The sequence below is a fragment of the Arthrobacter sp. StoSoilA2 genome (genome assembly GCF_019977195.1).
Taxonomy (GTDB): domain Bacteria; phylum Actinomycetota; class Actinomycetes; order Actinomycetales; family Micrococcaceae; genus Arthrobacter.
This window is the reverse complement of the sequence record NZ_AP024643.1, coordinates 3862213-3888454: the sequence shown is the minus strand read 5'-3', so window position 1 is coordinate 3888454 and position 26242 is coordinate 3862213. Positions and strand designations below refer to the sequence as shown.

General features: G+C 62.0%; 21 protein-coding genes. 11 read left to right on the top strand and 10 right to left on the bottom strand.

The genetic code is table 11. The features are described from left to right. Positions 1 to 143: 143 nt before the first annotated feature. The 3 genes from LDN82_RS17630 to LDN82_RS17620 are packed head-to-tail and all read right to left on the bottom strand — an operon-like array spanning position 144 to position 2626. On the bottom strand, positions 144 to 746 hold the full coding sequence (locus LDN82_RS17630; protein WP_224088720.1) for a TetR/AcrR family transcriptional regulator: 603 nt from the start codon (positions 744 to 746) through the stop codon (positions 144 to 146). A gap of 53 nt (positions 747 to 799) precedes the next feature. Next, on the bottom strand, positions 800 to 2149 hold the full coding sequence (gene paaK / locus LDN82_RS17625) for a phenylacetate--CoA ligase PaaK (protein WP_224165239.1): 1350 nt from the start codon (positions 2147 to 2149) through the stop codon (positions 800 to 802). A gap of 9 nt (positions 2150 to 2158) precedes the next feature. Continuing rightward, entirely contained in the window at positions 2159 to 2626 is a 468-nt protein-coding gene (locus LDN82_RS17620; protein WP_224088717.1) for a hotdog fold thioesterase, read from the bottom strand. A gap of 119 nt (positions 2627 to 2745) precedes the next feature. On the opposite strand from LDN82_RS17620, the gene LDN82_RS17615 reads away from it, so the two are divergent. Then, entirely contained in the window at positions 2746 to 3309 is a 564-nt protein-coding gene (locus LDN82_RS17615) for a GNAT family protein (RefSeq protein WP_224165238.1), read from the top strand. Positions 3310 to 3403: 94 nt separating this feature from the next. Here LDN82_RS17615 and LDN82_RS17610 read toward each other — a convergent pair whose 3' ends face one another. Together LDN82_RS17610 and LDN82_RS17605 are read right to left on the bottom strand one after the other, a co-directional pair. Then, positions 3404 to 4960: an EAL domain-containing protein gene (locus LDN82_RS17610; protein ID WP_224165237.1), complete on the bottom strand. Its 1557-nt coding sequence runs from the start codon at positions 4958 to 4960 to the stop codon at positions 3404 to 3406. Between the two features lie 2 nt (positions 4961 to 4962). Continuing rightward, complete coding sequence (locus LDN82_RS17605) at positions 4963 to 6015, bottom strand: hypothetical protein (protein ID WP_224165236.1); 1053 nt, start codon at positions 6013 to 6015, stop codon at positions 4963 to 4965. A 105-nt stretch (positions 6016 to 6120) separates the two neighbouring features. Here LDN82_RS17605 and LDN82_RS17600 point away from each other — a divergent pair, with 105 nt between their 5' ends. Continuing rightward, positions 6121 to 6294 (top strand): hypothetical protein, encoded by a 174-nt coding sequence (locus tag LDN82_RS17600; protein ID WP_224088709.1) that lies wholly within the window; start codon positions 6121 to 6123, stop codon positions 6292 to 6294. A 223-nt stretch (positions 6295 to 6517) separates the two neighbouring features. Here LDN82_RS17600 and LDN82_RS17595 read toward each other — a convergent pair whose 3' ends face one another. Continuing rightward, positions 6518 to 8161 carry an ATP-binding protein gene (locus LDN82_RS17595; protein WP_224165235.1) on the bottom strand — a complete coding sequence of 548 codons (1644 nt, stop codon included), beginning with the start codon at positions 8159 to 8161 and terminating at the stop codon, positions 6518 to 6520. 239 nt (positions 8162 to 8400) lie between these two features. Here LDN82_RS17595 and LDN82_RS17590 point away from each other — a divergent pair, with 239 nt between their 5' ends. Next, positions 8401 to 8784, top strand: a complete 384-nt coding sequence (locus tag LDN82_RS17590; protein ID WP_224088706.1) for an STAS/SEC14 domain-containing protein — start codon at positions 8401 to 8403, stop codon at positions 8782 to 8784. Positions 8785 to 8803: 19 nt separating this feature from the next. Then, complete coding sequence (locus LDN82_RS17585; RefSeq protein ID WP_224165234.1) at positions 8804 to 9607, top strand: class I SAM-dependent methyltransferase; 804 nt, start codon at positions 8804 to 8806, stop codon at positions 9605 to 9607. Positions 9608 to 9672: 65 nt separating this feature from the next. Here LDN82_RS17585 and LDN82_RS17580 read toward each other — a convergent pair whose 3' ends face one another. Continuing rightward, positions 9673 to 10545: a nuclear transport factor 2 family protein gene (locus tag LDN82_RS17580; protein WP_224165233.1), complete on the bottom strand. Its 873-nt coding sequence runs from the start codon at positions 10543 to 10545 to the stop codon at positions 9673 to 9675. Between the two features lie 51 nt (positions 10546 to 10596). On the opposite strand from LDN82_RS17580, the gene LDN82_RS17575 reads away from it, so the two are divergent. Next, positions 10597 to 11235 carry a TetR/AcrR family transcriptional regulator gene (locus LDN82_RS17575; RefSeq protein ID WP_224165232.1) on the top strand — a complete coding sequence of 213 codons (639 nt, stop codon included), beginning with the start codon at positions 10597 to 10599 and terminating at the stop codon, positions 11233 to 11235. A 10-nt stretch (positions 11236 to 11245) separates the two neighbouring features. Here LDN82_RS17575 and LDN82_RS17570 read toward each other — a convergent pair whose 3' ends face one another. Continuing rightward, positions 11246 to 13471, bottom strand: coding sequence for a S9 family peptidase (locus LDN82_RS17570; RefSeq protein WP_224165231.1), 2226 nt, complete (start codon positions 13469 to 13471; stop codon positions 11246 to 11248). 324 nt (positions 13472 to 13795) lie between these two features. Here LDN82_RS17570 and LDN82_RS17565 point away from each other — a divergent pair, with 324 nt between their 5' ends. The 6 genes from LDN82_RS17565 (at position 13796) to LDN82_RS17540 (ending at position 21726) form a co-directional block, all read left to right on the top strand. Beyond that, a complete protein-coding gene (locus tag LDN82_RS17565) occupies positions 13796 to 15352 on the top strand; it encodes an oligosaccharide flippase family protein (RefSeq protein ID WP_224165230.1) in 1557 nt (518 codons plus the stop codon). Between the two features lie 119 nt (positions 15353 to 15471). Continuing rightward, positions 15472 to 16557 carry a glycosyltransferase family 4 protein gene (locus LDN82_RS17560; protein ID WP_263422269.1) on the top strand — a complete coding sequence of 362 codons (1086 nt, stop codon included), beginning with the start codon at positions 15472 to 15474 and terminating at the stop codon, positions 16555 to 16557. Further along, positions 16558 to 17364: a PIG-L family deacetylase gene (locus LDN82_RS17555; RefSeq protein ID WP_224165228.1), complete on the top strand. Its 807-nt coding sequence runs from the start codon at positions 16558 to 16560 to the stop codon at positions 17362 to 17364. 63 nt (positions 17365 to 17427) lie between these two features. Beyond that, positions 17428 to 19011, top strand: a complete 1584-nt coding sequence (locus LDN82_RS17550) for a glycosyltransferase family 39 protein (RefSeq protein ID WP_224165227.1) — start codon at positions 17428 to 17430, stop codon at positions 19009 to 19011. Between the two features lie 29 nt (positions 19012 to 19040). Beyond that, entirely contained in the window at positions 19041 to 20333 is a 1293-nt protein-coding gene (locus tag LDN82_RS17545; RefSeq protein WP_224165226.1) for a hypothetical protein, read from the top strand. Between the two features lie 139 nt (positions 20334 to 20472). After that, positions 20473 to 21726 (top strand): glycosyl hydrolase family 28-related protein, encoded by a 1254-nt coding sequence (locus tag LDN82_RS17540; RefSeq protein ID WP_224165225.1) that lies wholly within the window; start codon positions 20473 to 20475, stop codon positions 21724 to 21726. A gap of 57 nt (positions 21727 to 21783) precedes the next feature. On the opposite strand, the gene LDN82_RS17535 is transcribed toward LDN82_RS17540, so the two are convergent. Then, the gene (locus tag LDN82_RS17535; protein WP_224165224.1) at positions 21784 to 22707 is read right to left on the bottom strand and encodes a diguanylate cyclase; all 924 of its coding nucleotides are present in this window, start codon (positions 22705 to 22707) and stop codon (positions 21784 to 21786) included. Further along, on the bottom strand, positions 22704 to 26147 hold the full coding sequence (locus tag LDN82_RS17530) for a response regulator (RefSeq protein WP_224165223.1): 3444 nt from the start codon (positions 26145 to 26147) through the stop codon (positions 22704 to 22706). The genes LDN82_RS17535 and LDN82_RS17530 overlap by 4 nt, the downstream gene beginning before the upstream one ends. Positions 26148 to 26242 lie beyond the last annotated feature (95 nt).

Below are 26242 nucleotides of genomic sequence, written 5' to 3'. Positions count from 1 at the left end.
AGGAAGCGCAAAAAACCCGCGGGATGTGAGAGGGGAACCGTAAAAAACCCGCGGGATGTGAGAGAGGAAGCGTAAAAAACCCGCGGGATGTGAGAGAGGAACCGTAAAAAACCCGCAGGATGTGAGAGAGGAACCGGAAAGGGTCAGGCGGCGGCGTGGAGGCCGTCGAAGGCCATGGTGATGACGTCGTCGGCCAGCTTCTCGGGGGACAACGAGCCGCCCGGCTTGTACCACTCCACGATCGAGTTGATGGTGCCGAACAGGAGCCGCGTGACCGTCCGGGGGTCGATGTCCTGGCGCAGCGAGCCGTCTTCACGGGCAGCGGCTATCAGGGCAGCCACCTTGTGGTCGAAGGCACGCCGGCGTTCCAGGGCATCACGTTCAATCTCGGTGTTTCCCCGCAGCCGCAGCAGCAGGGTGACGAACGGCAGCCTGTCTACCAGCACCGCAATGGTCTGCCGGAGCACGAACTCAAGCCGGGCATCGGCCGGCCCGGAAGTGGCTGAAGGCTCATCCAGGATGGCCTCCAAGCCGCCCAGGGCGTGGTCCAGGGCGAGCTTTAGCAGATCGCCCTTGGACGGCACGTGGTGGTAGATGGCCGACTTGGAGATCCCGAGGTTCTCAGCCAGGATGCCCATGGACGTTGCGTCGTATCCGTGGCGGTTGAAGACGTCGACGGCGATGCGGAGCACCGACTGCTGGTCGTAACCGGGCCGTCCGCGCTTGGTAGTTGTCTCAGTAGGCATGGTGGCATTTTCTCACGATCTCTAGACGGGCTGCCGGTCAGCGACGCCGCATGTCAGCCCTTTGGCCGCAGGTCGTAGATCCGGCGGAGCTTGCCGTTGGAACGCTCAAGGGAACCGGGCTCTACAACTTCAACTACGCAAGAAGACCCCACATGAATCTTGATCTGCTCGCGCAAGGTGCGGGCCGCCGTCGAGCTTGACTCTGCGGGGACGTTTTCGCGCCGCTCGATTTTCACGGTCAGCGAATCCATGCGCTTGCCTTCGGGGCGGGTGATTTCGAGCTGGAAGTGCGGGCTGAGCTCGGGGATGCGGAGGGCGATTTCCTCGATCTGGGAGGGGAAGAGGTTCACGCCGCGCAGGATGATCATGTCGTCGCTGCGGCCGGTGATGCGGCCCATCCGGCGGTGTGCGGGGCGGGCGGTGCCGGGGAGCAGGCGGGTGAGGTCCTTGGTGCGGTAGCGGATGATCGGCAGCGCTTCCTTGGTGAGGGACGTGAAGACCAGCTCGCCGGGTTCGCCGTCGCCCAGGACCGTGGAGTGATCGAACGGATCGATGATTTCGGGGCGGAAGTGGTCTTCCCAGATGTGGCAGCCGTCCTGAGTTTCAACAGCTTCGCCAGCCACGCCCGGGCCCATGACTTCAGAGAGTCCGTAGATGTCCGAGGCCTTGATGTTCATGGTGGTCTCGAGCTCGTGGCGCATCTCTTCGGTCCACGGCTCGGCGCCGAGCACGGCGTACTTCAGCGATGTGGAGGTGGGGTCGATGCCCTGGTGGGCCATGGCGTCGGCGATGGTCAGCAGGTACGTGGGGGTTGCCAGGATGGCGTCCGGCTTGAAGTCCTGGATGAGCTGGATCTGGCGTTCGGTCTGGCCGCCGGACATCGGGATGACCGTGCAACCGAGCGCTTCAGCGCCGGCATGTGCGCCGAGCCCGCCGGTGAAGAGGCCGTAGCCGTAGGCGTTGTGGACCTTCATACCGGGTCGGACGCCGGAGGCGCGCAGGGAGCGGGCCACCAGGGTTGCCCAGTTGGCGAGGTCGTTCTTGGTGTAGCCCACCACTGTGGGGCGCCCGGTGGTGCCGGAGCTCGCGTGGATTCGGGCAACCTCATTCTGGGGCACCGCGAACATGCCAAACGGGTACTCCAGCCGGAGGTCTTCCTTGGTGGTGTAAGGGAACTTGCCGAGGTCGCTCAATTCGCGGAGGTCGGTCGGGTGCACGCCGGCTTCGTCGAACTTGCGCTTGTACAGCGGCACGCGATCGTAGGCGTAGGCCACCGTGTGCTGCAGGCGGCTGAGCTGGAGTGCTTCAAGCTCGTCGCGGGACATCGTTTCTTCGCGGTCCAGGATGGGGGCGGTTGCCGTGGAGGCGGGCGATGTGGGCGCGGCGACGGTGTTCTGGGTCATCTGGAGTTCCTACTTCTTGGAGATGGTGCGGCTGCGGCCCCGGAACTCTGCAATGAGTTCTCCGGGATCTGGATCGGGGGTGGCGCCCGCGGCGCCGGGTGAAGCCGCGTAGATCTGGATGTCGTAGAGGCCGCTGCGGCCAGTACTCGCGCGACGGTTTGCGACGGCGGTAATCACCTGGCCTTCGAACGCCGGCTTGATAAAGTTGATGTCGACGCCGGACGCCACCGTGATGTTGGCAGCTTGCTTTGGCGTTGGGTTGGCCGGGTTGCAGGCCAGTGCGAAGGCGGTGTCCGCGAAGGCGAAGATCATTCCGCCATGGGCCATTCCGAATCCATTGAGCATTTCCTGGCGGAGGTGCATGCGGATGGTGGCATGGCCGTCGTCGATCTTGAGGACCTCAATGCCCATCCATTCAGACGCGTAGTCGTTCGTCAGGATGTGGTGCGTTGCACCGGAGAGGGTTGTTTCAACCATGCGTCATTGCCTCCAGCTTTATTTACCGAATGTTCATTAGGTAATCCCAGATCGGCCCAACTGTCAAGACTGGACAAGCTCAGGGCCGGGATTTGGACGCGCCTAGTAGCCTCGAAGACATGCCCGAAATTGAGCTTCCGATCATGACCGAACGACTCATTCTGCGGCGTTTCGAGGCCGAGGACCTTGAGCGGTTCCACGCCTATCAGTCGCTGCCCGAAACCGCCCGGTACCTGCTCCGAAACGAACTGACCAAGACGCAATCCATGGAAGTCCTGGGCCGCTACGCGAATGCGCAGTTCAGGCATGAAGGCGATTGGGCCTGCCTCGCCATCGAGCTCCAGGACCGTCCGGGACTCATGGGCGAGATCGTCCTGAAATGGCTGGAGGGAACAGGCCAGGCTGAGCTTGGCTGGATCCTCCACCCCGAGGGCAGGGGGCAGGGAATCGCGACGGAGGCGGCGGAGGCTGTCATGAAGCTGGCGTTCGACCAGTTGAACTTCCACCGCATAGACGCGAAACTCGATGCCCTGAACACCGGCTCCGCCGGTATCTGCAAACGCCTGGGGATGCGGCTTGAGGCCACCCTCGTGGACACCTGGCACTACAAAGGCCAGTGGGCCACCGAGAACATCTATGCGATCCTCGACTCCGAATGGCGGGCGCGCCAAGAGGGGGCTTGACGGCGTCAAAGCCGCAACGCGCCAGCCGCCAGCCAACCGCCAGCCAAGCGAAAAGGGCGCCGCACCCTAAAGCCGGCCCACCGCCGTCGTGCCTTTAATCCTGAATCGGCCAGGTCTTGTGGTGCTTGAGCTGTTCGGTGAGTTGTGCCTCCGGCAACGGCCGGCTGAAGTAGTAGCCCTGCCCGCTGGTGCACCCAATGCTGAGCAGGAAGTCTGCCTGCTCGGCGGTTTCGATTCCCTCCCACACAGCACCGAGGCCGCACGCACGAATGAGTTGCAGGACTGCCGCGAGGAGGGCGGGCTGCGCGGGGTCGCTACCGAGTGCCGAGAGGAGCGTTCGGTCCACCTTGACGGCGTGCACGGGCAGGCGGCGGAGGTAGTCAATGGAGGAGTAGCCGGTGCCGAAGTCGTCGATCTCCATCTCGACGCCCAGCCGCCGCAGGCTGTTCAGCGTGTATCGGTCGAGGTCGTTGCCTTGAATGACAGCGCTTTCGGTCAGCTCCAGAACCAGCAGCGATGGGTCCAGCCCGGCCGAGGTCAACGCTTCGCGTACGTCCTCCACGAACTCCAGCCGCTGGAGGTCTGCGGCGGACACGTTGATGCGCATGTTGAAGTCGTGGCGTCCCGTCAGGGGGTCGCTGCGCCACCGTTGCAACTGCTCGACGGCGGTGCGCAGCACCCAGCCGCCCAGATCGGAAATCATCCCCGTTTCCTCGGCGATGGGGATGAACTCGTCCGGCATGATCATGCCGCGGGTGGGGTGGTTCCAACGGACCAGGGCCTCGACGCCTTCAATTCCGCGGGTGTCCAAGCGGATGATGGGCTGGTAGTAGAGCACCAGTTGCGAACCGGCGATCGCTTCCTTGAGCTCACCCACGAGTTGGTTGCGCAGTTGCCGGGCAAGGAGCATGTCCGAGTCAAAAACCTTCAACTTGCCGCGCCCATCCGCCTTGGACTCATACATGGCGATGTCCGCTTCCATCATCAGTTCCTCGGCGCTCTTGCCGGGATCTGCCATACGGAGGCCCATGCTGGCGCCACACCGTACGTACTGGCCTTCGATCTCCATTGGACCGTCCATGGCGGCCAGGATCCGGTTGCCGATGGAAGCCGCCTTCGCGGCGGTAACGTCCTGCAGCAGGATCGCGAATTCGTCGCCGCCCATGCGGGCAACCATGTCCTCCTCGCGGACGGCAGCGCTGATGCGGGCTGCCACTGTTACCAGCACTTTGTCTCCGATGGTGTGGCCCAGGGAGTCATTGACGCCCTTGAAGCCGTTCATGTCCATCAGCAGGATGGCCGGCCGCTGGTTGCCATTGGGTTCCCTGCCCTGGGATTCGGCCAGCGCGGCGGAGAAAGCGGAGCGGTTGTGAAGGCCCGTGAGGGGATCGGTCATGGCCATGTGCTGCATTTCGCGGTGTGCCTCGTGCAGCTGCCGGGTGCGGGCCGCCACCCGCTGCTCCAGCTCTTCATAGACAATCTGGAGGTCCTCGGCCAGGAGGTTGGTACCCATGATCACGGCGTCGATCTCGTCGCGGGCATCGGAGATTTCAATCCTGGTGTGCAGGTCTCCCGCAGCAAGCCTGACGATGCCATCAAGCAGCAATCCCAGACGTGGATCTGATGCGGCATTCGAGTTTTCCTCGGACATGGTTACTCCCCGTGCGGTTCGCCTCGCTGCTCAACCATATCCCGGAGGTATTCGCGAACGGCCGAGCTTCGATCAGGCAGCGCTGCCTGATCGAAAAGGCTCGCGGTTTCGCTGAAAGTTGCCACGGCTTCTTCCCGGCGGCCCAGGGCAAGCAAAGTCCTGGCCAGGAGGAAGTGCGACTCCGCGGAGGTTTGGGTGGCGAGGATCGAAGACCGGGCGCACAAGGGCTCAAGGATGGTCAGGGCTTCCTGCATGTCACCGTTGAGGTAGTTCCAGTGGGCGCGGACCAGGGACATTTCCAAATGGTCCCGCTCGGAACCGCCCACGATGTCTGTAGCGAGCTCCGCCCTCTCGATGCAGCGGAGGGTGGCGGCATCACTCAGCCGGGCCTGAAGCCGCATTTCGGCCGAGGCGCGGTTGAAGCGGGCCCACAAGTCCACGTCCTTGGATGGAGACAGCCGTTCCGAAGCAAGATCGTGGTAACGGCTGCCATCTTCAACCCGGTTTGCCAGGAAAGCGACGTTACCGATCACCCAATAGCCCTTGCCCGCGGTGTCTTCGTCGATGTCTTCGGTCAGCAGGGATTCCAGCTCCAAGCACTCACGCCAGGCATCGTCCAGCAGGCGGCTTTCGGCAAGGGAAGCAATGAGTGCGCGCTGTGCCAGGATCTGTACATAGACCAGGTCCGCGTCCCGGGCAGCCAGTTTGGCGGCGTCCGCGGCCATGGCAGCGGCCTCGGCCAGACGTCCCAGGCCCTGCAGGGCAACGGCGACCATGGTCCCGGCTTTGGCTCCAAGCTCAGGCGAGGACGCTGTGAGCTGGTGCTCGTTCAGTTCCAGTGCCAATGACAGGTATTCATCGATCCTGCCTTGGTCCCGGAGGCATTCCGCCTGCAGGTAACGCATGTTCCACCAGGACACTTCATCCCCGGCATCAGCGGCAAGATGTGCAGCTTCGCCGGCCAAACGAAAGGCCTCATCAAAGTGACGTTCTTTCCATTTGGCGCGCGCATTGAGTCCGGCTACAAGGTGGGGCGTTAATTGTGGACTCTGCATGTGCCCATTATCCATGTCCATGGTGAAGAAAAGCTCGTATAGTTTGCCACGTGACCTTTTTCAAGTCACACCGGTAATTCGCATCAGTATGAAAGGGCACAGCGGATGAAGAAATTTGCGGCAACACTGCTCATGGCAGCAGTTCTGGCAGTAACGGGGCTAGCTGCTCCGGCTAACGCCGAGCCTTCGCAGGACAGCAACAGCACGGCAATCGGCTGGTGGCCGAACAGCACAACCACCAAAACGAATACCACCACCATAGGTTGGTGGCCGAACTAAATTGGGGGAGCGCCTCTCAAGGCCAGATGACTCAAACTGATGCCCCGGGCTTTTGCTCGGGGCATCGGTTTTATTGCGGAGTGTGTCGCGGATTAGTGACTTTGCGGTCAGGTTTCAGGTCAGCCGTTGACGGGGCTGTCAAGGACAGGCACAAGACGCCATGAGGGCGTCAAGTGAGAAGGAAGGCGTAGTCAACTGGCAATTTGGGGATGTCAACCGGCCCTTAAGGACCACCAACCGGCAACTCGACGGAAACCGTAGTCCCTGAGCCCAGCGTAGAGTCGAAGACCATCCGCCCCATATGGCGGCTGATGATGTCCTGGGCGATCGCAAGCCCGAGGCCGCTTCCGGGAACGGCGGCTGCCGTGGCGTTTGAGGCGCGGTAGAACCGCGTGAAGATGTGGGGAAGATCGTGTTCGGGGATCCCCAGGCCTGTGTCCGCCACTTTCACCAATGCTGCACGGCCACCGTCTGCCGATGCGGACATTGAACTCGTGATGCCCACCCGTCCACCTGCCGGAGTGAACTTGATGGCATTGGCCACGATGTTGGTGAAGACCTGTTCCAGCTTGGCTTCATCGGCGGTGACCTCCACGTCCTCGGTTCCCTCGGTGAAGGACACAGCCACCTGCCGGGACTCTGCCAGTGGCCGCAGGGTGGCCACCACCACCTGGAGGAGCTTGGCAATATCCACCGGTTTGAGGTCCAGGTTGCTTCCGTCCTGCATGGATACGGTCAACATGTCCTCGATGAGCCTGCGGAGTCTGTCGGAGTTCCTGGCGATCACGTCCAGCATCTTGCTGATGCCTTCAGGAACAGGGCCGCCCGAACCGTCCCTGATCATGTCCAGGTAGGCAGTGATCGAGGTTAGGGGAGTCCGGAGTTCATGATTCACCGTTGCCAGGAAGTCCGTCTTGGCCTTGTCCAACTGCCTGAGCTGGTGCAGTACGCGTTGCTGGGCGCTGATCAGGTGGCCCTGAATGAGTCCGTGCGCCACATTGCCGGCGACGTGCTGCATCAATGCGATCTCAGGCCGAGTCCAATCGTGTTGTTCCTCCACCGTGGTGAGAAGGATGATGCCCAACGCTGACCCACCTTCGCCCACAGGCAGCAACACCGATGACACGGGGTTGAGCTCGCACGACCACTCTTTCAGCGCCTGGGTGATCCTGGATTCCGGCTGGGTGCGGTGGTCTGTAACCGCCAGAACGTCAGCTTCGGCCCATAGCCTGTTGGCTGTCTCGACGATCAGGTTCTCGCTGTCGCCCAATCTGGCTGGCAGCATGGGCGTGCCCGGCCGGTTCCATTGGGCGCGAATGGAGGGGACACGTTCGTCCCGGAAAGTTGCAAACCAAACATGGTCCATTCCAAGGGCTTCGCCAAAACCCCGGACCACGTGCTCGGCAATCAGCTGGGGGTCGTTGGTTTGCCGGATGGCGGACGAGACGTTTCGTAGGCTTTCGCGTAAGGCTTCAATTTCTCCCCGGGACCGCGCACGCTCCCTGGCCCTGCCAATCAGGGTTTCGGCCCGGTAGACAAGTTCATCGGCACGCACGGGGTTCATCACATAGTCCACAACGCCCCAGGCCTGGGCTTCTTCAAGGTCTACGGATTCGCCGGCGTTCAGGAGCAGCAGCACGGGAACGCCCGGATTCCGAAGACCATGCGCCAGGGAGTTCTCCACAACCACCACGGACGGACTTTCGGTTTCCAGCCGCGACGCCATGGAAGCGGTGTCTGCGGCGGCGAAAACTTCGAACCCAGCGGCTTTGAGCGCAGCCTTTGTTAAGGCCAAACGATCAGTGTCTGAATCCGCCACGACGGCGGAGCGGGAAGAGTGCTGCACATCGGCCCCGTTCTTACCCACTGAGCCCCCTCCGTTACAACGTTCGTTCACCGTAATTCCAGATTTGGCAACACACTATCAGCGCCACCGCGGGCTTCGGACCCGCAGGGGCATTTGATCCTCAATTGCGTCGCCCTTCAGGGCATTGCGTCGGGGGAGGAGAGCCTTTACATTCGGAGCCGGATTCGACAGCCTAGAGGATGAGAGCCCGGGGGAGGCCTTGTCCTCCTGCCGTCCGCGAGGAAACGACAAGGAGACCAGTGAACCAACCAGCAGCACCGCAAGACCACCAAGAGGTGGCGTTCGAGTTGGAACTGGAAGAGTCCGGAATCCTGCGGCTGACGTGGCCACGCGGCTCCAGGATCCAGCAGGCGGATGCCCAGCGGGCGATGGACCGGGTCAACGAGCTCTGCGGTGAAGCGCGCCACCCAATGATTGTGGACATGGCCACCACTGCAGACGTCACAAGGGGCGCCCGCTCCGTCTTCGCCAAGCCCTGCCAGGCCTCAAGGATCGCCCTCTGGGGTTCGTCCCCCGTGGACAGGGTCATCGCCAACTTCTTCATTGGCATCATGAAACCGCCGTGCCCCACAAGGTTCTTCACCTCCGAAACAGAAGCCCTGCAATGGCTGAAAGAGCATTAGCGCCACTTATATTTGGAGCATGCTGTCCGCGCTTCGGAAATATCTGCTGGTTCCCCGCCTGATCCGGCTTTCCTCGGCCGCGCCCAAGGACCCGCTCACGGCATGGGACCGCTACTGGGGAAACGTCCGATCCACCGGGGCTTCCGGCGATGTGTTGTGGGATTCCGGCAGCTCTCATGAACTTGAGGGTTACGTGCCCAAATTCGCCCGCATGGATCAGTCCCTCCCGGTGGTGGACGTGGGGTGCGGCAACGGCAGCTTCACGCGCTTGCTGGCCCAGCATTTCCCGCACGCGCTTGGGCTCGATTACTCCGCTAACGCCGTGAACCGCGCACGGCAAGAGGCGGGGGACATCACGACGGCGTCATTCGCCGTGTGCGATATGACGGCACCTGACGCTGCGCGGACTGTCGTGACGGCCCTTGAAGCTGCGGGCTGGACAGGCGATGCCAACGTGTTCATCCGAGGTGTATTGCACGTTCTGGACTCCAAAGGAAGGGCCGCCCTGGCCGCAAACCTGTTGCCCGTCGTCGGATCCCGCGGCAGCGTGTTCCTGGCCGAAACCAACTTCCCCGGCACCCCCGTGGATTACGTCAGCCACCTCGGCGCCACCCGCCACTCCATTCCCGCCCCATTGGAGTGGGCCATCAAGGGCTTGCCGATGCCTGGCCGCTTCGGCGCCGCCCAGCGGGCCAAGGCGTTCCCGACGGCGGACTGGAACCTCCTTGAGGAGGGCGCGACCAGTATCGAGACCCGACCGCTGAGCAACCCCTCTGACCCTGACCTCATTCCGGGATACTTCGCCCTGCTCCGCGCACGCTAGCGCCGCGCCGGTTGACGCGGCGCCGGCTGACGCCGCGCCGCTCACCAAGAGGAGTGGCACAGGATTCACTGGGGCCGTTGAATTGGAATAAAGTCCGAGTGCCGGTGAACAATCCGCCAGGCGTCGTCCTCGCGACGGTAGACCTGCGTCGTTCGCATGGTGTAGTCGTCCGGTGCGCCATCAACAATGGCCTGACTGTGTTCCAACCCAACCGTGTAGGCGAGGCTGCCGCTGGCACCGGCCGCGACAACCTCGAACTCGAACCCGGTGGCGCCGTCGAACCGGTGGGCTTCCCGGCGAAACTTGGGTTCCAGGTCAGTCCAGCCCGCTCCGGAAATGTGCGCACCGAACAGTGTGATGGGGTCAGTGTGGGACCACAAAGCGATGCGCGGTGCCACATCGCCCTTGTGGAGGGCCACCGTCATATCGCGCTGCTTGGGAAGGATCTCGGCCAGGAAGGCCTCGGTCTCCCTTCCCATAGCCTGTCTCTCGCCGGTCATGGGGCCCGTCCGGCCAGCGGGCAACGGAACGCTGGCCTCTCCCGCCGGGAAATCAGCGTGACGATGCACGATCCGCCATGCACCGTTTTCACGGCGGTAGACGTGGGTCACCCGCAAGCTGTACTTCCTCGGAGTGCCCTCAACGGTGGTGGTGGTGTGCTCGTAGCCGACAGTGTAGGCAACGTCCCCGCTGACGCCGGCCGCGATGATCTCAAGATCGAACGAATCCGAATGCGAGAACCACGAGGCGACGTTCTGGAACATGGGCTCAAGCTCTGCCCGGCCGCTGCCGCTGAGGCTCGCGCCGAAGAGCGTCAGCGGCTCGTTCTCCGACCACAGCGCGAGGCGCGGTCCGGCGTCGCCGTCGTGGATTGCACCGTCCGCGGCCAGCTGTTTCGGAACCATCTCGGCGAGGAAAGTATCGGTCTCGGTAGACATGGCCAACTCCATTACAGTGAGACTGTTTTGAATACTGTTAGAATGCATCCAATGGGCGCAAAAATCAAGAGGCCGTACGACTCCACCCGCCGGCAGCAGCAGGCTGCAGAGACACGGCGAAGCATCATCACGGCTGCCAACGAGCTGTTTATTTCGCAGGGATACGGGCAGACGACGGTCAAGCAGGTGGCTGAGCGGGCGGGCGTCGCCGTCGAAACCGTATACGCGGCGTTTGGCACGAAAGCTGCGCTGCTCCGGCACGTTTGGTACGTCGATTTCCGCGGCGACGAGGCAGACGTGACCCTGTACGACAGGGCGGAGATGCAGACCATCCTGGCCGAACCGGACCTGCCCACAAGGATCCGACGCCACGCTGTATTCGTCACAGCGAGCAATCGGAGGATTGCCCCACTCCTTGAGGCCCTCACGGGAGCAGCAGCGAGCGAGCCCGACGCCGTCGCCATGCTCGGCGAATGGGCCGACCGCCGCTTGGATGTGGCGACGCGCTACGCACACGCTGCGGCTGCCACCGGTCAGCTCGGCGTCACCGAGGAGGAATGCCGCGACGTGTTGTTTGCGACCATGGACGGCACGCTCTGGACCCGGTTCGTAGAGCAGCGCGGCTGGAGCGACGACCGGTTCTCGGACTGGCTTGGCGCGATGTGGATCAGTATGCTCGTCCGGGAGTAGCTACGCGCCGCTACTTGAGCCCCGCTCCAGGTAGAAGTTCCGTGGCGCCCAGCGAGTCGGCAACGAACGCGTAGTCCCAAGCCCGCTCCCGCCACTGAACGTACCGGCCGGACGCTCCGCCGTGACCGCCGTCCATCTCGATCTTCATGACGATCGGCTCCGAGCCAGTGGATACCGAGCGCAGCGCCTGCACCCATTTGGCCGGTTCCACGTACAGCACGCGGGTGTCGTTGAAGGACGTCACGGCGGCGATCTTGGGGTAGGGCACGCCCCGCACGTTCTCATACGGAGTGTAGGACTTCATGTACGCGTAGGCTTCGGGATCGGTGATCGGGTTGCCCCATTCCTCCCATTCCAAAGCCGACAGGGGGAGCTCGGGGTCCAGGATGCTGGTCAGCGGGTCCACGAACGGCACCTGCGCCACTACTGCAGCGTACTTTTCCGGAGCCATATTGGCGATGGCACCCATGAGCAGGCCGCCAGCGGAACCACCCATGGCCGCAATCCGGGAAGGATCCACCCAGCCGGAAGCAGCAAGCCAGTCGGTGGCAGCGATGAAGTCCGTGAAGGTGTTCTTCTTGGTGAGCTTCTTTCCATCCTCGTACCAGTGACGGCCCAACTCCCCGCCACCTCGTATGTGGGCAATAACCATGACGATCCCGCGGTCCAGCAGCGACAATCGCGCAACGCCAAAGCCCGGGTCCATGCTCATCTCGTACGAGCCATAGCCGTACACCAAGCCAGCGGCCGTGCCGTCCTGCTGTACCGAAGCGTGACGCAGCACTGACAGCGGAATCCGGGTGCCGTCGTCGGCGGTTGCCCACTCACGCGTGGCCACGTAATCCTGCCTGGAGTAGCCGCCCAGTACCGGGCTTTCCTTGCGCAGCAGCAGCTGGCCTGAGGGCAGCTCCGACGTGGGCAGAACAAAGTCGTAGACGCGGGACGGTGTGAAGTAGGAGGTGTAGCCCATGCGAATCACAGGGGCCTCGTAGTCGGAACTGGAAACGCCGGCACTGTAGAGCTCTTCGTCGAAGGCCGGCTCCACTGGCGCGGCCTGCTGCGGCGTGCCCAGGCCTGTGAGCGGCAGCACCTGGACACGCTCGATGGTGTCCTTGCGGACGGACAGCACCAGGTGCGTGGAGGTGACGCCCGCACCGTTGACGCGGACGTCGTCGGAATGCCCGACGACGGTCCGCCACTGCTGCTCTGCCAGCGGCTTGGTGAGTTCGGACGGGTCAACCAGGCTCACCATGGAATTGATGGCGTCCTTGTTGTGGGTCAGGAGAAGGGTTTCCTGGCCATCCAGGAGGAAGGGCTCGGCCTCGTAAAGAACGTGCTCCGCACGCGGAATGACCGTGCTGAGCCCGGCGTCGTAATCGTCAAAGCGGAGCAGCCGGGTCTCGCTGAACTCGGAGCAACCGATGCTGAGCACAAGGTGCCGCCGATCGGAGGCGAGATCGAAGCCCAGCCACATGGCGACGTCGTCCTCCTGGTAAAGAACCTCATCCTCGGCAACCGGCGTGCCTAATACGTGGGCCTTGACCTGGTAGGGGCGCCAGGAATCGTCCACCACGGTGTAAAAGATGCGGGTGCCGTCAGGGGAGAAGGCTACGCCATAGAAGATGTTCTCGATGACGTCCGGCAGGAGTTCGCCCGTCCGGAGGTCCTTGATCCGCAGCGTGAAGCGTTCATCGCCGGAATTGTCCACGGCGTACGCGTAAAGGTTGCCGTCGATTGTCACGGCAGCGCCACCGATGCTGAAGAACGGCTGGCCCTCGGCTTCCACGTTTCCGTCAAGGAGTACCTGTTCGCCCGGGATCTCCACGCCTGGCTCAACGGATGGCGGAGTCCAGTCGGCCACGGGGTCACCCGTGTTCCGGGCAACTACGCGGCAATGGATGCTGTATTCCTTGCCCTTCACCGAACGGCTGTAATACCACCAGCCATCCTTCCGGCTGGGCACGGACAGGTCAGTCTCCTGCGTGCGGCCCTTGATCTCCTGGAAGATTGCTTCGCGGAGCGGTTCCTGATGGGCGGTCACAGCCTCCTGATAGGCGTTCTCCGCTTTCAGGTGCTCCACTACCTCTGCGGATTCCTTGTCCCGGAGCCATTCGTAGTTGTCCACGAAGACGTCGCCGTGGTGTTCGCGGCGGCTGGGGACGCGTTTGGCAACAGGCGGCCGGGGTGCTGAACCGTTGACAGGGGCAGCGGCAGGCGCGGAGGAAGTGTGGCTCATATGGCAACTCTATAGATGGCCTCTGACACGGAACCACTGATTTCGCTCAGAGCGCCCGCACATGCTCATTAAGGCCCGGACGGGAACAACTTGAACCTTCACGTCAGACTCGCGTCATGACTTGGGGTGTCTTCGCACTGCTTAGGAGGCGAGCACCGCTTGGTGCCGTTCCGATTCTTGGAGGGTCAGATGGGTTTGCTTCATGTGCAAGGCCGAACCACGGGTTTTGCCTTCGATGTTGAGCTCCTTCTCTGCCTTCAACACGAGGGGGCACTGATTGTTGAGCTGCCCGTGGGCTGTACTGACAGTAGCGGTAGCTAATCAGTGGATTTATCCGAACATGCCATAACCACCGCAGTGAGCTTGCGGCCCAGAGCTGGAAGCCGGGAAAGGACGCCGAACCGCGACCCCAACATAGCTCAAAACAGTGGCTTCCTGGCTGTGTCGGCGGGGCTGGTGGGTGTGGTGAGCTACGCCTGCACCTTGCTCATGGCCAACATGCTGGGGACAGCGGATTACACACAATTCGCCGCCGCCGCGATGATCCTGGGCGTGGTGGGGATCGTGGCAAATGCAATGGTTCCGCTTCCTCTGTCCCACGTGGTCGCCGTGCATCCGGAAGGGTCCGAAGAGCGGCGGAACGGCGTGGCCTTCTCGGTCTTCGTGTCTTGTCTGGCGGGAGTTGCCGCGGCGGCCATCACCGGCGGCGTGACTCTCGCGCTTGCCACCCCGGACCTGGCAGCAGCGGTGGCTCTGGCAGCCTTTGTCATTTTTGTCGTGAATGCGCCCGCCGGGTGGCTCCAAGGCGAACTCCGCTTCACTTGGTACGCAATGTCCACCATCGGCGAGGTTGTCTTGCGGTTGATCTTCAGCCTGCTGGTGATCCTTATGGCGTGGGGTGCCGGGGGAGCGGTCCTCGGTTTTGTCGCGGGGTGCCTGGCACCTCTGGTGGTGCCCTGGTCGTTTTATCGGGATCTCCGTTGGCGTCCGGGGGTGCTGCTTCAGAAGTGGCGGTGGGCCGAAACGAGCGATATTGCATCGGTCCTGTGCGTCGTGTCCGTGCTGGTGGGGACCGACGTCGTACTGGTCGGCTTCCTCGACAACGGCTCGGTTGAGGCAGCGGGCTTCCAAGCGCTCGCCACCATTGCAAAGGGGCCCGTTTACGTGGCCGCCGGGACAGCGCTGGTGGCATTTCCCTTGCTTCGCACCCCTGGAGTCAAGGTCAGCGAGGTGCTGGGCGCTTCCTTCGCCTCGTTCGGGCAGCTTGTGGTGGTGGCCTTCGCCATCATCGCCACGGCACCGCCCCTGATGTCCGGCCTCATAGTTCCGCCGAAGTATCACGGCTCCCTTGGACTCCTGCCATGGCTGGCGGCTTCCGGTCTCGGTTATGCCGTCCTGATGGTGCTCGCCACCATCCTCCTGGCCATGCGTGCCTACCGCCGCTGCCAAATCGGCCTCGCTTGCGCGTGTCTTCTGGTTATCGGCGGGCTGTGGATCGGCTGGCAGGTGAACGCCGTCCCGGGAATGGCCGTGGGATCTGCCGTCGGTGCGGTGACCGCTGGCCTCGTCCTGACACTATTGGCGCGTCCGGTGCTGGCGGCTACCAACCAGGGAAAGGGGACGGGCAGGTTCGCCATCCTGGCGTTCGCCCTGATCGTGGTCCTTGCCGGAGCCGCCCACCTGCAGCCCTTGCTCTGGTTGCTTCTCGCCGGCATCAGCGGAGTCACCGTTCTTGCCCACCAGCGCGGCATGCTGCCGCACAGGAACGACTTCAGGATCTCCCGACGCCGGCAGGCTGGCAGCCGCAGCAAATCTACCGGCCGCCGGTCGAATAGGGCACTTCACCGACGTTCTTCTCCAAGAGGACGCCACTACTCCTGATTCAGCGGAGTTGTAAGGGGCAGGGTGCCCTCCAGAAATGTAGAGATGGGAAGACAGCTTTGAAAGTTTTGCATTTGGGCTTTGAAGATCCGCGAATGCCCGGGGCAGGCGGGGGATCAGTGAGGACGCACGAAATCAATCGCCGTCTGGCGACAAAGGGCTTCCACGTCACAGTGCTGACCACCCGCTATCCGGGCTGGCAGGAACGCATCGAAGACGGCGTGCATTATGTGCCCATCGGCTTCGGAACGGGCAAGCACCGCCTGGCCAGGCTAGTGGCCTATATTGCGCAGCTACCGTTTGAGGTTTGGAAGCGCCGGTCAGCTACAGAGCTGGTGGTGGAGGATTTTTTCGCTCCGTTTTCGACCATGGCCGCACCGCTCTGGACCAAGCGCCCCACCATCGGTGTTGTCCAATGGCTGCACGCCAGGGACAAAGCACGGCAGTACAAGCTGCCCTTGCACTGGATAGAGCGACTGGGCGTGTTGACGCACCGCAGGCTGATTTCGGTTTCGCAGGGCATCAGTGATCGGTTAAAGGAACTGAACCCGGACCTGCATGTGGACGTCATCGGCAACGGCGTAGATCCCGGAGCCTGGAACAACCAACCCCGGCTGGGGAAGGATGTCCTCTTCATCGGACGACTGGAGTACGGGCACAAGGGCTTGGATCTCCTCCTGGAAGCCTGGGCCCATGCCTGCGAAAGGGTAGAAGGCAAGCTGCTGATCGCCGGTACAGGTCCGGACGAGGAACGGTTGCGCACGTCCGTCCGGGACAAGGGTCTATCCGGGCGCGTGCAGATGCTCGGGTGGTTGTCCGGGGAAAGCAAGTTCCAGGTTCTCAGCAATGCACGGCTGCTGGTAGTGCCCTCGCGGCACGAAACCTTCGGGCTGGTGGCCATTGACGCGCTCGCGGCAGGCACTCCCGTTATTGCCTTCGACATTCCTTGCCTGAAAGAGATCATCCCGCCGGGTACGGGGTGGGTGGTAGAGGCTTTCGATGTTCTGGCACTGGCTGATGAAATTGCCTCCCGTTACTCCCAAACGGGGCTGGAGCACGTGGCTGAGCAGGGGCGGAAGTTTGCCGCCGGTTACAACTGGGATGCACTCGCCGACAAGCAGGCGGAGGCCTATCGCACCGCTCTCACTGAACTGAAGAACCCTCAAACCCGGCGGCCACAAGCCGACCACGCCGAAAGGGCCTGAATGCCGCTCCGATCACGAGTCGAACACTCCATGGCGGGCGACGCCCCCTGGCTGTTCCTGTCACCGCATCTGGATGATGCAGTCCTGTCATGCGGCTCGCTTATTGAAGCCCAGGCCAAAGGGCGGCAGATCATCGTGGCCACGCTGTTCACTGAGGCCATGCCATCACCCCACACGCGGGCAGCCCGATCCTTCATGCGCCAATGCACCGTTCCGGACGCTGGGGAATTGTTCCAGGCCAGGCAGTCGGAGGATCGTGCCGTGCTGCAGGACATGGGTGTTCAATCCATCCACCTTGGCGAAGTGGACGCCCTGTTTCGAAAGCGGCGAAAGCCCCCATTGCTGGGGAGCAGCCAGTGGGAGCGGCTGCTCCCGGAGCTCACTCACCGCTACCCCACCTATCGGTTCGACATCGCGATGGGAAGGATCGCCAAGGGTGATCGGGCCCTCATCCGCCGGCTTCGCTCCGACGTCGCCGGACTCATGGCACAAACCAAAGCTCAGCTGTTGTTTTGCCCGGCAGGGGTGGGTAAGCATGTGGACCACCTGATCACCCGGGAGGTAGGCAAAGGACACCAGGACAACGTGGTGATGTACTCAGACTTTCCCTATGATCTGGCTGCCGGTCCGGACGAAACGCACATGTCCAAATTGGGCTTTGTGCCGTGGACCTGGGACACCGGACTCGATGCAAAAGCCGGGCGGATCAGGCAGTATCCCACGCAGGCAGATGCCCTGTTCCGCAGCGGAGTAATCCCACTGAAACCGGAAACGTACTTTGTGCCTGGGCACCTCGATGCCGATTAGCCATCTGGTTCACACACACATTTCTTCTGGTTCAGTACTTTTTCGCTTCACATAAGGGTCATTATGAATTCGCTTTACCAACTCCACGTCAATGCCTCGGGTGGGCGGGCGCGGAGGTCTGCACATGCCTCCCAGCGGGCATTGCGGGGACACTTGTGGGTTGCAGCCCTTGTAGGCTTGCTGGCCACGCTCTTCCGGGTGTTCGGTGTTCAACGGGCCAATGACGTTTTCATTGACGAAGTAACCTACGCGGACGTTGCAAGGCAGATAGCGGATGGCCACATGCCATCAATCCTTGGCACCCCGTTTTTCCTGCATCCTCCGGGTTCTTACGCCCTCAACGCACTGGTCATCCGCGTGCTGGGACTCCAAGGCAACTCCACGGACTTGGCGTTGCAGTTGCGTTGGGTCAATAGTGTTCTCGGAGCAGTTGCGGTTGTTGTCTGTTTCCTGCTGGTTCGCCGTCTTGTGGGTGTTGGACCTGCTGCCGTGGCTGGCGTCATTCTGGCCAGCGACCCGTTTGTCCTTCGCATGGATGGGCGGTTGATGATGGAGACTCCAGCTGGCCTGGCGGTCTTGTCGGGATGGCTATTGGTCCTGTTGCTGCTCGACCGTAAGTCGGGGCGAACCCGCCTGTGGCTTGAAATCAGCGCCGGATTGGTTTTCGGACTGGCCATCGTCATGAAAGACATGACTGCAGTGTTCACAGTGGTTCCGTTGCTTGCCGCGGTGGTCTGGCGTAGAACCGTGCCCCTCCAAACAGCCTTGCGAATCCTCGCCTGCTCCACAGTTCCCTATCTGGTTTATCTGGGTTTGATCGCTGCCAGCGGGCTGATTCCGCAGTTCGTTGAACAAAAATCGGTGGGCGTCCTGAGGATGATGGGCGTCGTTCAGATGACAGGCTTCAATTCAGTCCACAGCGTGAGCCTTGCAGACCGGCTCATTGACCTGGCCGGACGCTTCGGCACCAGCTATCTGCTTCTGGGCCTTTCCGTCGTGGCTGGGGCAGTGACTGCTATGTCTCCGCTGGTGGAACGGCGGGCTATTGGCTTGTTCTCGCTTTTTACCGGCTTGGTGGGTATCTACTCCGTCTTCTTCGGGGCGGCAGAGGAACAGTTTGGCTACTGTGTGGTGCTGTCTGCCCTGGTTTCGGTGCCCGTAGCCGCTGTAATGGTGGTGAAATGGCGCCCCCGCCTGCGGGCGCCCGTTATGGCTGCCGCAGCGATCATGACCATACTCAGCCTCTTTCTGGGTGTTCAGGCAAGATCAGTCGTCGATGACGGGCTTGTCCGTGCCCGGGACTGGATGAACGCCGAGCTGCCCATGTCCTCCAAGGTGGGTTTGACGTCAGTAACTGCTGAGTTCGCGCTCATGCCGCATGAGGGGTGGGAGGTCCTGCCATCCTTGCAGTCCCTGCATGACCGCGAGGCGCAGTATGTCCTCACACAGGGGAGGCAACTGAGTGAGGGGTACGGCTTCGCCGCACCTGAGTTCCTGGACTGGCTTCAGGACAACGCCCAAGCGGTTTTCACTTTCAGAGGACCAACGTCCGGTGACACCGTGGTGTGGCAATTGGACCGCGCAAAATTGGACGCCGCTGTGGCGGGAGGGCTGAGCGTCCCTCCCGTGACCGGCGGCTACCCGTGAGAAGCCTGCTTCGTGTGGTCTTGATGTTGATGATGACAACACCTGTGATCGTCGGTTGCAGTGTGCAGACCCAGCCGGCGGCAGAGCTCTTGTCTTTCGGGGTTCTGGGTGCCACGTGCACTCCTGAACGCCTCGCAGAACTTCGCGAGACCGGCGTATCCGTAGTGGAATTGCCCTTGGCCTGGGATCGGTACCAACCGGGAGCCGGAGGGGTGGACCATCACTACGTGGCGGAGGTTCGTGAACGACTGAACCGCTGCCATGAGGCTGGCATGGCTGTGGTTCTGTCCCCTGGTCTGCATTACGCGCCTGATTGGGTAAGAGGTCTGCCCGGAGGTGTGCTGCGGGGAAGCGCAGGAGGAACGCCAAAGGACCAGGGTTCCGAGCTCATATTCAGTGCCGATGTGCGGGATGCGGCGCAAAAGTACTTGGCCCTTGTTGCGTCGGACTTGGGGTTTGAGGGCGTAGCAGCAATACGAGTCGGGACGAATGCCAGCGGGGAGCTAGGGTACCCAGGGCCCCGTGACGGTGGAAATGAACGCGAGTACTGGGCATTTGGTGACGCCCCCCAGTACGGCATCGGTTTAGCTGAAGGCGTTGCGCCTTCTCCCATGCCGGGGTGGATTCCGGGCGCCAGCTCATGGCACGGGCGGTCCGTAACTGATGAGCAGGTCCAACGGTGGTGGGACTGGTATGCCGGATCTGCGGTGGACGCAGCCGTATGGCAGATACGCGAGCTGAGGAAACTTGGGTATCAAGGGCGTTTGCATGTTCCCGTAGCGGGTCGGGGAGTCTTGCCGAATGACAAAGCAACAGCCATAAAAGGACGCTTGGATGGCCGGGCCGATCCGGATGGCGCCCAAGAACGCGGTCTGGACTACGCTGTTCAATTCGCTGCGCTCGCGGCTTTAGCGGGGGTGGATGTGGACTTCACGGGCTTGGATGACATATCGGCCGTGAGTGCAGCCGCTGCCGTTCCGCGGCAAGATCAGTGCCTCCCCACTGACGACGAGAGCATGCTGATGGAAGATGTCTCACAATGGTCCTCCCACAGGTACATCAGCGCCTTGGCTCGGCGAGCCGGGCTGGGACTGGTCGGTGAAAACCCCGGTCCTCCGGATGCACCTTTCACCGGCGGCTCACCGCAATCGCACAGCCTAGCCGAACAATTGCGCACCGCTCCGGGGTACGCCGTGCAATGTGGGATGACGATGTTCCTGTTCGGCTTCGAAGAGAACCTCTTTGATGAGGAAGGCAGCGGTGTCACCACTGAGGACTACAAAGAAGTCATCCAGCGGTTGCAGCCTCCGGCTCAGCAGTGACGCCCCGAAACGGTCGGAGCTATAGGGGCGCGGCACCAAAGAAGATCCAAAGTTCACGTCACGTCCGCCGAGGTTCGCTCACTCAACGAATGGACAGCCTCGTCGCATCCAGGCCAAAAAACAGAGGAGATTGACACCCGTGCCTAAATTCAAACGCACTATTAACTTCGGCTGGCCCTCCCGGGACGTCACACGTCACGCATTGGCCGCGGCCGGGTATGCAACAGACGGTGAGCGCCGGAAAGGACGCGTTGCCCGCAGCACGCCCGCTATTAGCAGTCCTGTGCTTGTTCTTTGTGTCCTCGCGTCAACCGGTGTCCCAGCAGCAGCTGCTCCCCTTCAAGGTGCCGCAGCCTTGACGGTCACATCGTCGTCGTGTTCGTTAAGCGGTGCCACGGGTAGCAGTTCGACCAGCATTTATGGCGTCACTGCCACTCCGAACGATGCCCTCGACGATACTGCAAGTATCCAAGGCAGAATTAACGCGGCCGGAATTGCTGGCGGGGGAGTGGTAAAAATTCCTGCGGGCACGTTCATTATCAATGGCAAGTTGCGGATGGAGAGCAATGTAAAGCTTGAAGGTGTGGGCCCTGAAACGATCCTGAAAGCTGGTCCTTCGTTCACTGGTAACTACGGCCCCGCTGGCGGATATCCCATCGTGACGACAGCAGGTGCAGACAACACAACCCTCTCGAACTTCACGGCAGACCAGTCAGGTGACTCATTGAACGGGAATGTGTCTGGCCGCCTGAATGAGTACGTGATTGACGTCCGCAATTCAATGAATTCACTTGTCCAAAGCGTTCATACAAGGAACCCTTTTACGTACTCAATCGCATTTGTTGGTGGTCAGAAGTGGTGTGTTAAGGACAGCAGTACACAGTCGGCAACCGACGGAAAGTACGTCGAACTGGATGGCATTCATGCGATGAACACGAGCAACGGGGACATTGTTGGAAACGTAGTGGACCAGCGCAAGGGCACTGACGGAGACGACGGCATCGCCGTTCACACCTACGGCGATGAGGACGTTCATGACATCAGGATTGCCAATAACAACGTGCGTGGAGGCCGTCACGGCGCCGGGATTGACCTTGCTGGAGGATCCGGGGCCCTTTACAACATTGACATCACTGGCAACACCGTCTGGGGCTCACCTCGGGGTTTGCACGACGCCTACTACGACGGTACGAAGCAAATCCACCACATCCAGATCGTAGGGAATACCTTCAAAAACAACGACATCAAGTCCACCGGCGGGGCGGTGGACTCAGAGCGCCCGGTGACTTACGTGACGATGACAGACAACACGGCATGCAATTCAGGTGATTACCGCCTTCCGGCCGGCACCGGGAACGTAAATGCCCGCAACATTCAAAGCGCGGTGTGCTGACGCGCGGATGAAGCCGGGCAACTGCTGTGCATCACCCCCCAACACTGAAGTTGCTGGTCACTCTAAGCGGAGGGCATTGGCCAGGGACACCCGGTTCCTGCCCGCGGCCTTGGCTGCGTACAGGGCCATGTCGGCTTCCCGCAGCAACTGCTCGGTTCCGGCGCGGTGACCATCGGAAAAGGCCGACACTCCCGCGCTGATGGTGAGTATCCCATCGGGGTCGCCGGAGTGCTCGATCTGCAGCGCATGCACGGCCGCCCGGACCCGCTCCATCACAACTTCAGCCCCAGCCGCCGTCTGCTCCCGGAGGACCAAAAGGAACTCCTCGCCCCCAAACCTGTATACGCCGTCGGACTGGCGGACCTCGCCGGCGAGGGTCGAGGCGATGGCCACCAGGGCGGCGTCTCCTGCCTGGTGGCCGTATATATCGTTGTAGCGCTTGAAGTTGTCCACATCCACCATCGCCAGACAGTAATCCCGCGAGTAGCGGTCGCTTCTGCTGTGCAGTTGGCCCAGGTCTTCCGTCAGCTTGAGTCTGTTGTGCAGCTTGGTCAGGGGGTCTGTGCGGGCCTGTTTTGTCAGCGCCGAACGATACTTGGCGAGGTCTGCGTGCAGCGAGGTGATCCGTTGCGCGGCCAGGAGGCGGATGTGCAGGTTGAACGGGTCAAGCGGTTTGGTGACGTAATCGTCCGCGCCGGCCTCCATGCCTGCGAGGACATCTTTTCGCGAACCGTGGGACGTCACCAGGATGACGTACGTGTAGGTGTCCTCCTCATGGGCGCGGATCGCCCGGCAAAGATCCAGGCCGTTCAACCCCGGCATCATCAGGTCCGTCACCACAGCTGCGGGAGCGTGTTCCTGGTAAAGCTCCCAGGCCGAGTCGCCGTCCACTGCCACGATGCAATCATGACCGGATTGCTCGACGGCGGCTTTGGTGATCATCCGGGAGATCTGGTCGTCGTCGGCGATCAATACTTTCATGGGGCTCCCAATAGTGTGCGCTCAAGTGCCCCATCCACTCGAGCGAGTTCCGATTTTAGTTCTTCGAGTACATGCGTTCCGTGCGCTTCAAAACCCGGGACTGCCTCACGTCCAAGTCGTTCCAAGTCCTTGGCCAGGATTGCGGCACCCGTAGCGCCGATGTTGCCGGCCGCACCGGCGAGTTTGTGGGAAGCTGCCTCCACAGCGTCGGCTTGCCCGCTCTCCAGGCCTGAACGAATTGCCTCCTGTGCACGCTGGGCTTCTTCGCGGAAAGCCCGGATGGCGTCAGGCAGCAGGCCCAAACCGTCCGCCGGTCCAAGTTCGCGGAGGATCTGCAGCCGGTCCTCATCGAGGACGGCGACGTCAGGGTCGGTAACGTCGGCGAGAACAGCGGCCTCCGCGTCTGAACCATTTGAGACAACAACGTTCGACGGCGGTGCTTCCGCCCGCTGCTCCTGCGGCACCCACCTTGCCAGGATGTCGCGGAGCTTGTCCAGGTCAACCGGCTTGCTGATGTAATCGTCCATGCCAGCCGCGAAACACCGCTCGCGGTCCTCGTTCAGCGCCCCGGCCGTCATGGCAATGATGGGAATCCTCACGGTTTTTGAGTCACGGGAGCGAATGGTCTTTGTGGCCTCAAAACCGTCCATCACCGGCATGTGGCAGTCCATGAGAATGGCAGCGTAGTTTCCGGTGAGCGTCGCAGCAACGGCTTGAGCGCCGTCGTCGACGATGTCCACTTGGTAGCCGAGCCTGTTCGCCATCCCGCGGGCCACCAGCTGGTTGACCTCGTTGTCTTCGGCCACCAGAAGCTTGCCCAACCGGAGTTCCGGGTTCTCGGATGGCGACTCGGGCTGCGTTGCATAGGGGAGCGGGGCGCCTGCATTGCCGATTGTTCTCGTTGCCACGAGCCGTAGCAGCCGGTTGTAGAACTCGGAGCTCCGGACGGGCTTGGTGAGGTACTCGCGGATACCTGCGGAGGTGAGATCGGCCTTGTCCACTTGCATGGTGGAGGTCAGGAGAATGATCCCCGGGCCGCCCGAGCCGTTGCTCTCTTCATTGATCTGGCGGGCCAATTCCAGGCCATCGGTATCGGGCATGCACATGTCCACCACGGCGATGTCATAGGGGTGGTGGTCCGAGACGGCCGAACGGTATTCGTCCATGGCAGTGCGCGCATCTGCGACTGCCACCGGCTGCATTCCCCAGCTTGCGAGCTGCGTTTCCAGCACCAAACGGTTGGTGGCGTTGTCGTCCACCACGAGGACTTTTCGTCCCGCGAGCGAGGCAGGCAGGATTCCGGTGTCCGTAGCCGGAGGGCCGACGGGCAGGTCCAGGACAAACCAGAATTTGCTGCCCACACCCATTTCACTGTCAAGCCCTATTTCGCCGCCCATCACTTCGGTCAGCCGCCGGGAGATGGCAAGACCGAGGCCCGTGCCGCCGTAACGGCGGGTGGTGGAAGCGTCCGCCTGCGCGAAGGATTCGAACAGTCGGTGGTGGTCCTCAGTGCTGATGCCGATTCCGGTGTCACGGACTTCAAACCGCAGGGAGGCTTTGTTTGAATCCTGGCTGACTACTGAAACCTGGATCTCCACCTCGCCGGCTGGAGTGAACTTGACCGCGTTGGATGACAGGTTCAGCAGGATCTGGCGGATCCGCCCTGAGTCGCCCATGAGCCGTTCAGGCACGTTGGGGTGACAGTAGGAGATCAGCTCAAGTTCCTTGCTTTGGGCTTGCTCGGCAACCAGCCCTGCAACTTCTTCCACCAGTGCGCGCGGATCGAATGCCGTGATGTCCAGGTCCACTTTCCCGGCTTCCAGCTTGGAGAAGTCCAGGATGTCGTTGATCAGCGTGAGGAGGACCTCGCCGGCGCCCTTGACTCCTTGGGCGTATTGCCGTTGGACTTCGTTGAGGCGCGTGTCCAGCATCAGGGACGTTAGACCGATTACAGCATTGAGGGGGGTCCGGATCTCGTGGCTCATGGTGGCCAGGAACTCCGACTTGAGCCTGCTCGATTCCAAGGCTGCTTCCCGGGCGGACATCAGTTCGGATTCCGCAGCTTTGCGTTCCGTGATGTCCCGTGAAATTGTGGCCACGCCCCAGATGCCCGATTCATTGCGGACGGGGGAGAGTGTCACGGAGACCGGAATGGTGGTCCCGTCCCCGCGTTTGCGTAGGGTTTCAAAGTTCTGGACGTTACCACTTTCGGCGGTTGTTCGGAGGGCCTCGTGTTCATCGTTCTGCAATTCCTCCGGGACAAAGAAATCGCTGTTCCGGCCGATGGCCTCCGCCGCCGTATAACCAAAAATCCGCTCTGCCCCCGGATTCCAACTGAGGATCTCTCCCTCACGTGTCTTGCCGATGATGGCGTCGCCGGAGGAGTTTACGATTGCCCCCAAGCCCTCCAGTTCGGCCGTGCGGGCCGCCACTTTGGACTCAAGGTCCCGCGTCAGCGTCACATTCTCGACGACGATCAGCACCTGCCGCACGATGACGAAGGCCAGGACAGTCAGGCCCGTGATCAGCAGGATCGGGTCTGCCAGGTTGATGGCCCGGCTGCGGTTGAAAAGGACTGCGCCGAAAACGGGAATGTATGGCAGAAGTTCCAAGGCGGCAGCATAGGTGCGTCCGTCTTTTTTGCTGCTGCTGGTCTCTGGAGCCAGTGGGCTGAGCCCAACCAGCAGGAAAGCTGCTACCCAGCCCAGTGCCAGGGGTGACCCGGTTACACCTGTGACGCCTTCGGTGGTGAGCCGCACGTAGGTCAGGTCGGTCAACGCGAGCACCAGGAAGCCCAGGCCAAGGCACAACCAGGGAAGGCGCCGGCCCCGGGCGGCCCGCATGGTCAGCACGATGAGCAGGGAGACCATCACCACGTCCACGAACGGGTAAGCCAAGGTGGTCAGGAAGGCCAGTGGGTCAACGTTGCCTGCCGCGATCACTGGCCCCAGGACCGCACCCCAGGCGATGAAAAGAACGGCACTGGCCACCGTTCCGACGTCCAGGACCGTGCGGACAACTGACATGCGGACGCTGCCGCCTTTGGAAAGCATGACAAGCCCGACGGCGACCGGCAGCGCGTAGCCGATGAATCCGGCGTCGGAAGCTGATGGGAAGGGGTAGGCGTGGTCCAGCACTATGCCGTTGAAGGTCCAAAGTGCTTGGCCGCAGGACCAAAGAGCCAACCCTGCAACAACGAACCATCGGGCCTTTGTGTTGCCGTGGCCCCGCACAGCGGCACTGGTGTGGGTCATCAGCGCAGTCAGTGCGGCGGTAAGTATCGCCAGGTCGCCGGCCAGTTGGGCTGTGGGTGTCCCGATCCCGCTGCCGAGTCCGGCGGCCAAGAGGACCGCGCACATTCCGACTGCTACAAGGAAAAGCGGCATACCCTGCCTCGCCCACGAGCGCACCGGAAGAACCTCGTGCTTCACTCCTGCCACTGAACCCCTGCCTTCGAAAGTGGCCCCACCAAAAGCGAACAACGCATCTTGCCTTTGCGCTGAGGGAAGCATACGCCGGGAAACCCCATCTAGGT

Coding starts and splice junctions, on each gene's coding strand:
- LDN82_RS17570 (WP_224165231.1), bottom strand. CDS start 13,471: ATGAGCCACACTTCCTCCGCGCCTGCCGCTGCCCCTGTCAACGGTTCA.
- LDN82_RS17545 (WP_224165226.1), top strand. CDS start 19,041: ATGATGACAACACCTGTGATCGTCGGTTGCAGTGTGCAGACCCAGCCG.
- paaK (WP_224165239.1), bottom strand. CDS start 2,149: ATGACCCAGAACACCGTCGCCGCGCCCACATCGCCCGCCTCCACGGCA.
- LDN82_RS17550 (WP_224165227.1), top strand. CDS start 17,428: ATGAATTCGCTTTACCAACTCCACGTCAATGCCTCGGGTGGGCGGGCG.
- LDN82_RS17585 (WP_224165234.1), top strand. CDS start 8,804: ATGCTGTCCGCGCTTCGGAAATATCTGCTGGTTCCCCGCCTGATCCGG.
- LDN82_RS17555 (WP_224165228.1), top strand. CDS start 16,558: ATGCCGCTCCGATCACGAGTCGAACACTCCATGGCGGGCGACGCCCCC.
- LDN82_RS17600 (WP_224088709.1), top strand. CDS start 6,121: ATGAAGAAATTTGCGGCAACACTGCTCATGGCAGCAGTTCTGGCAGTA.
- LDN82_RS17605 (WP_224165236.1), bottom strand. CDS start 6,015: ATGCAGAGTCCACAATTAACGCCCCACCTTGTAGCCGGACTCAATGCG.
- LDN82_RS17620 (WP_224088717.1), bottom strand. CDS start 2,626: ATGGTTGAAACAACCCTCTCCGGTGCAACGCACCACATCCTGACGAAC.
- LDN82_RS17615 (WP_224165238.1), top strand. CDS start 2,746: ATGCCCGAAATTGAGCTTCCGATCATGACCGAACGACTCATTCTGCGG.
- LDN82_RS17580 (WP_224165233.1), bottom strand. CDS start 10,545: ATGTCTACCGAGACCGATACTTTCCTCGCCGAGATGGTTCCGAAACAG.
- LDN82_RS17610 (WP_224165237.1), bottom strand. CDS start 4,960: ATGTCCGAGGAAAACTCGAATGCCGCATCAGATCCACGTCTGGGATTG.
- LDN82_RS17575 (WP_224165232.1), top strand. CDS start 10,597: ATGGGCGCAAAAATCAAGAGGCCGTACGACTCCACCCGCCGGCAGCAG.
- LDN82_RS17630 (WP_224088720.1), bottom strand. CDS start 746: ATGCCTACTGAGACAACTACCAAGCGCGGACGGCCCGGTTACGACCAG.
- LDN82_RS17535 (WP_224165224.1), bottom strand. CDS start 22,707: ATGAAAGTATTGATCGCCGACGACGACCAGATCTCCCGGATGATCACC.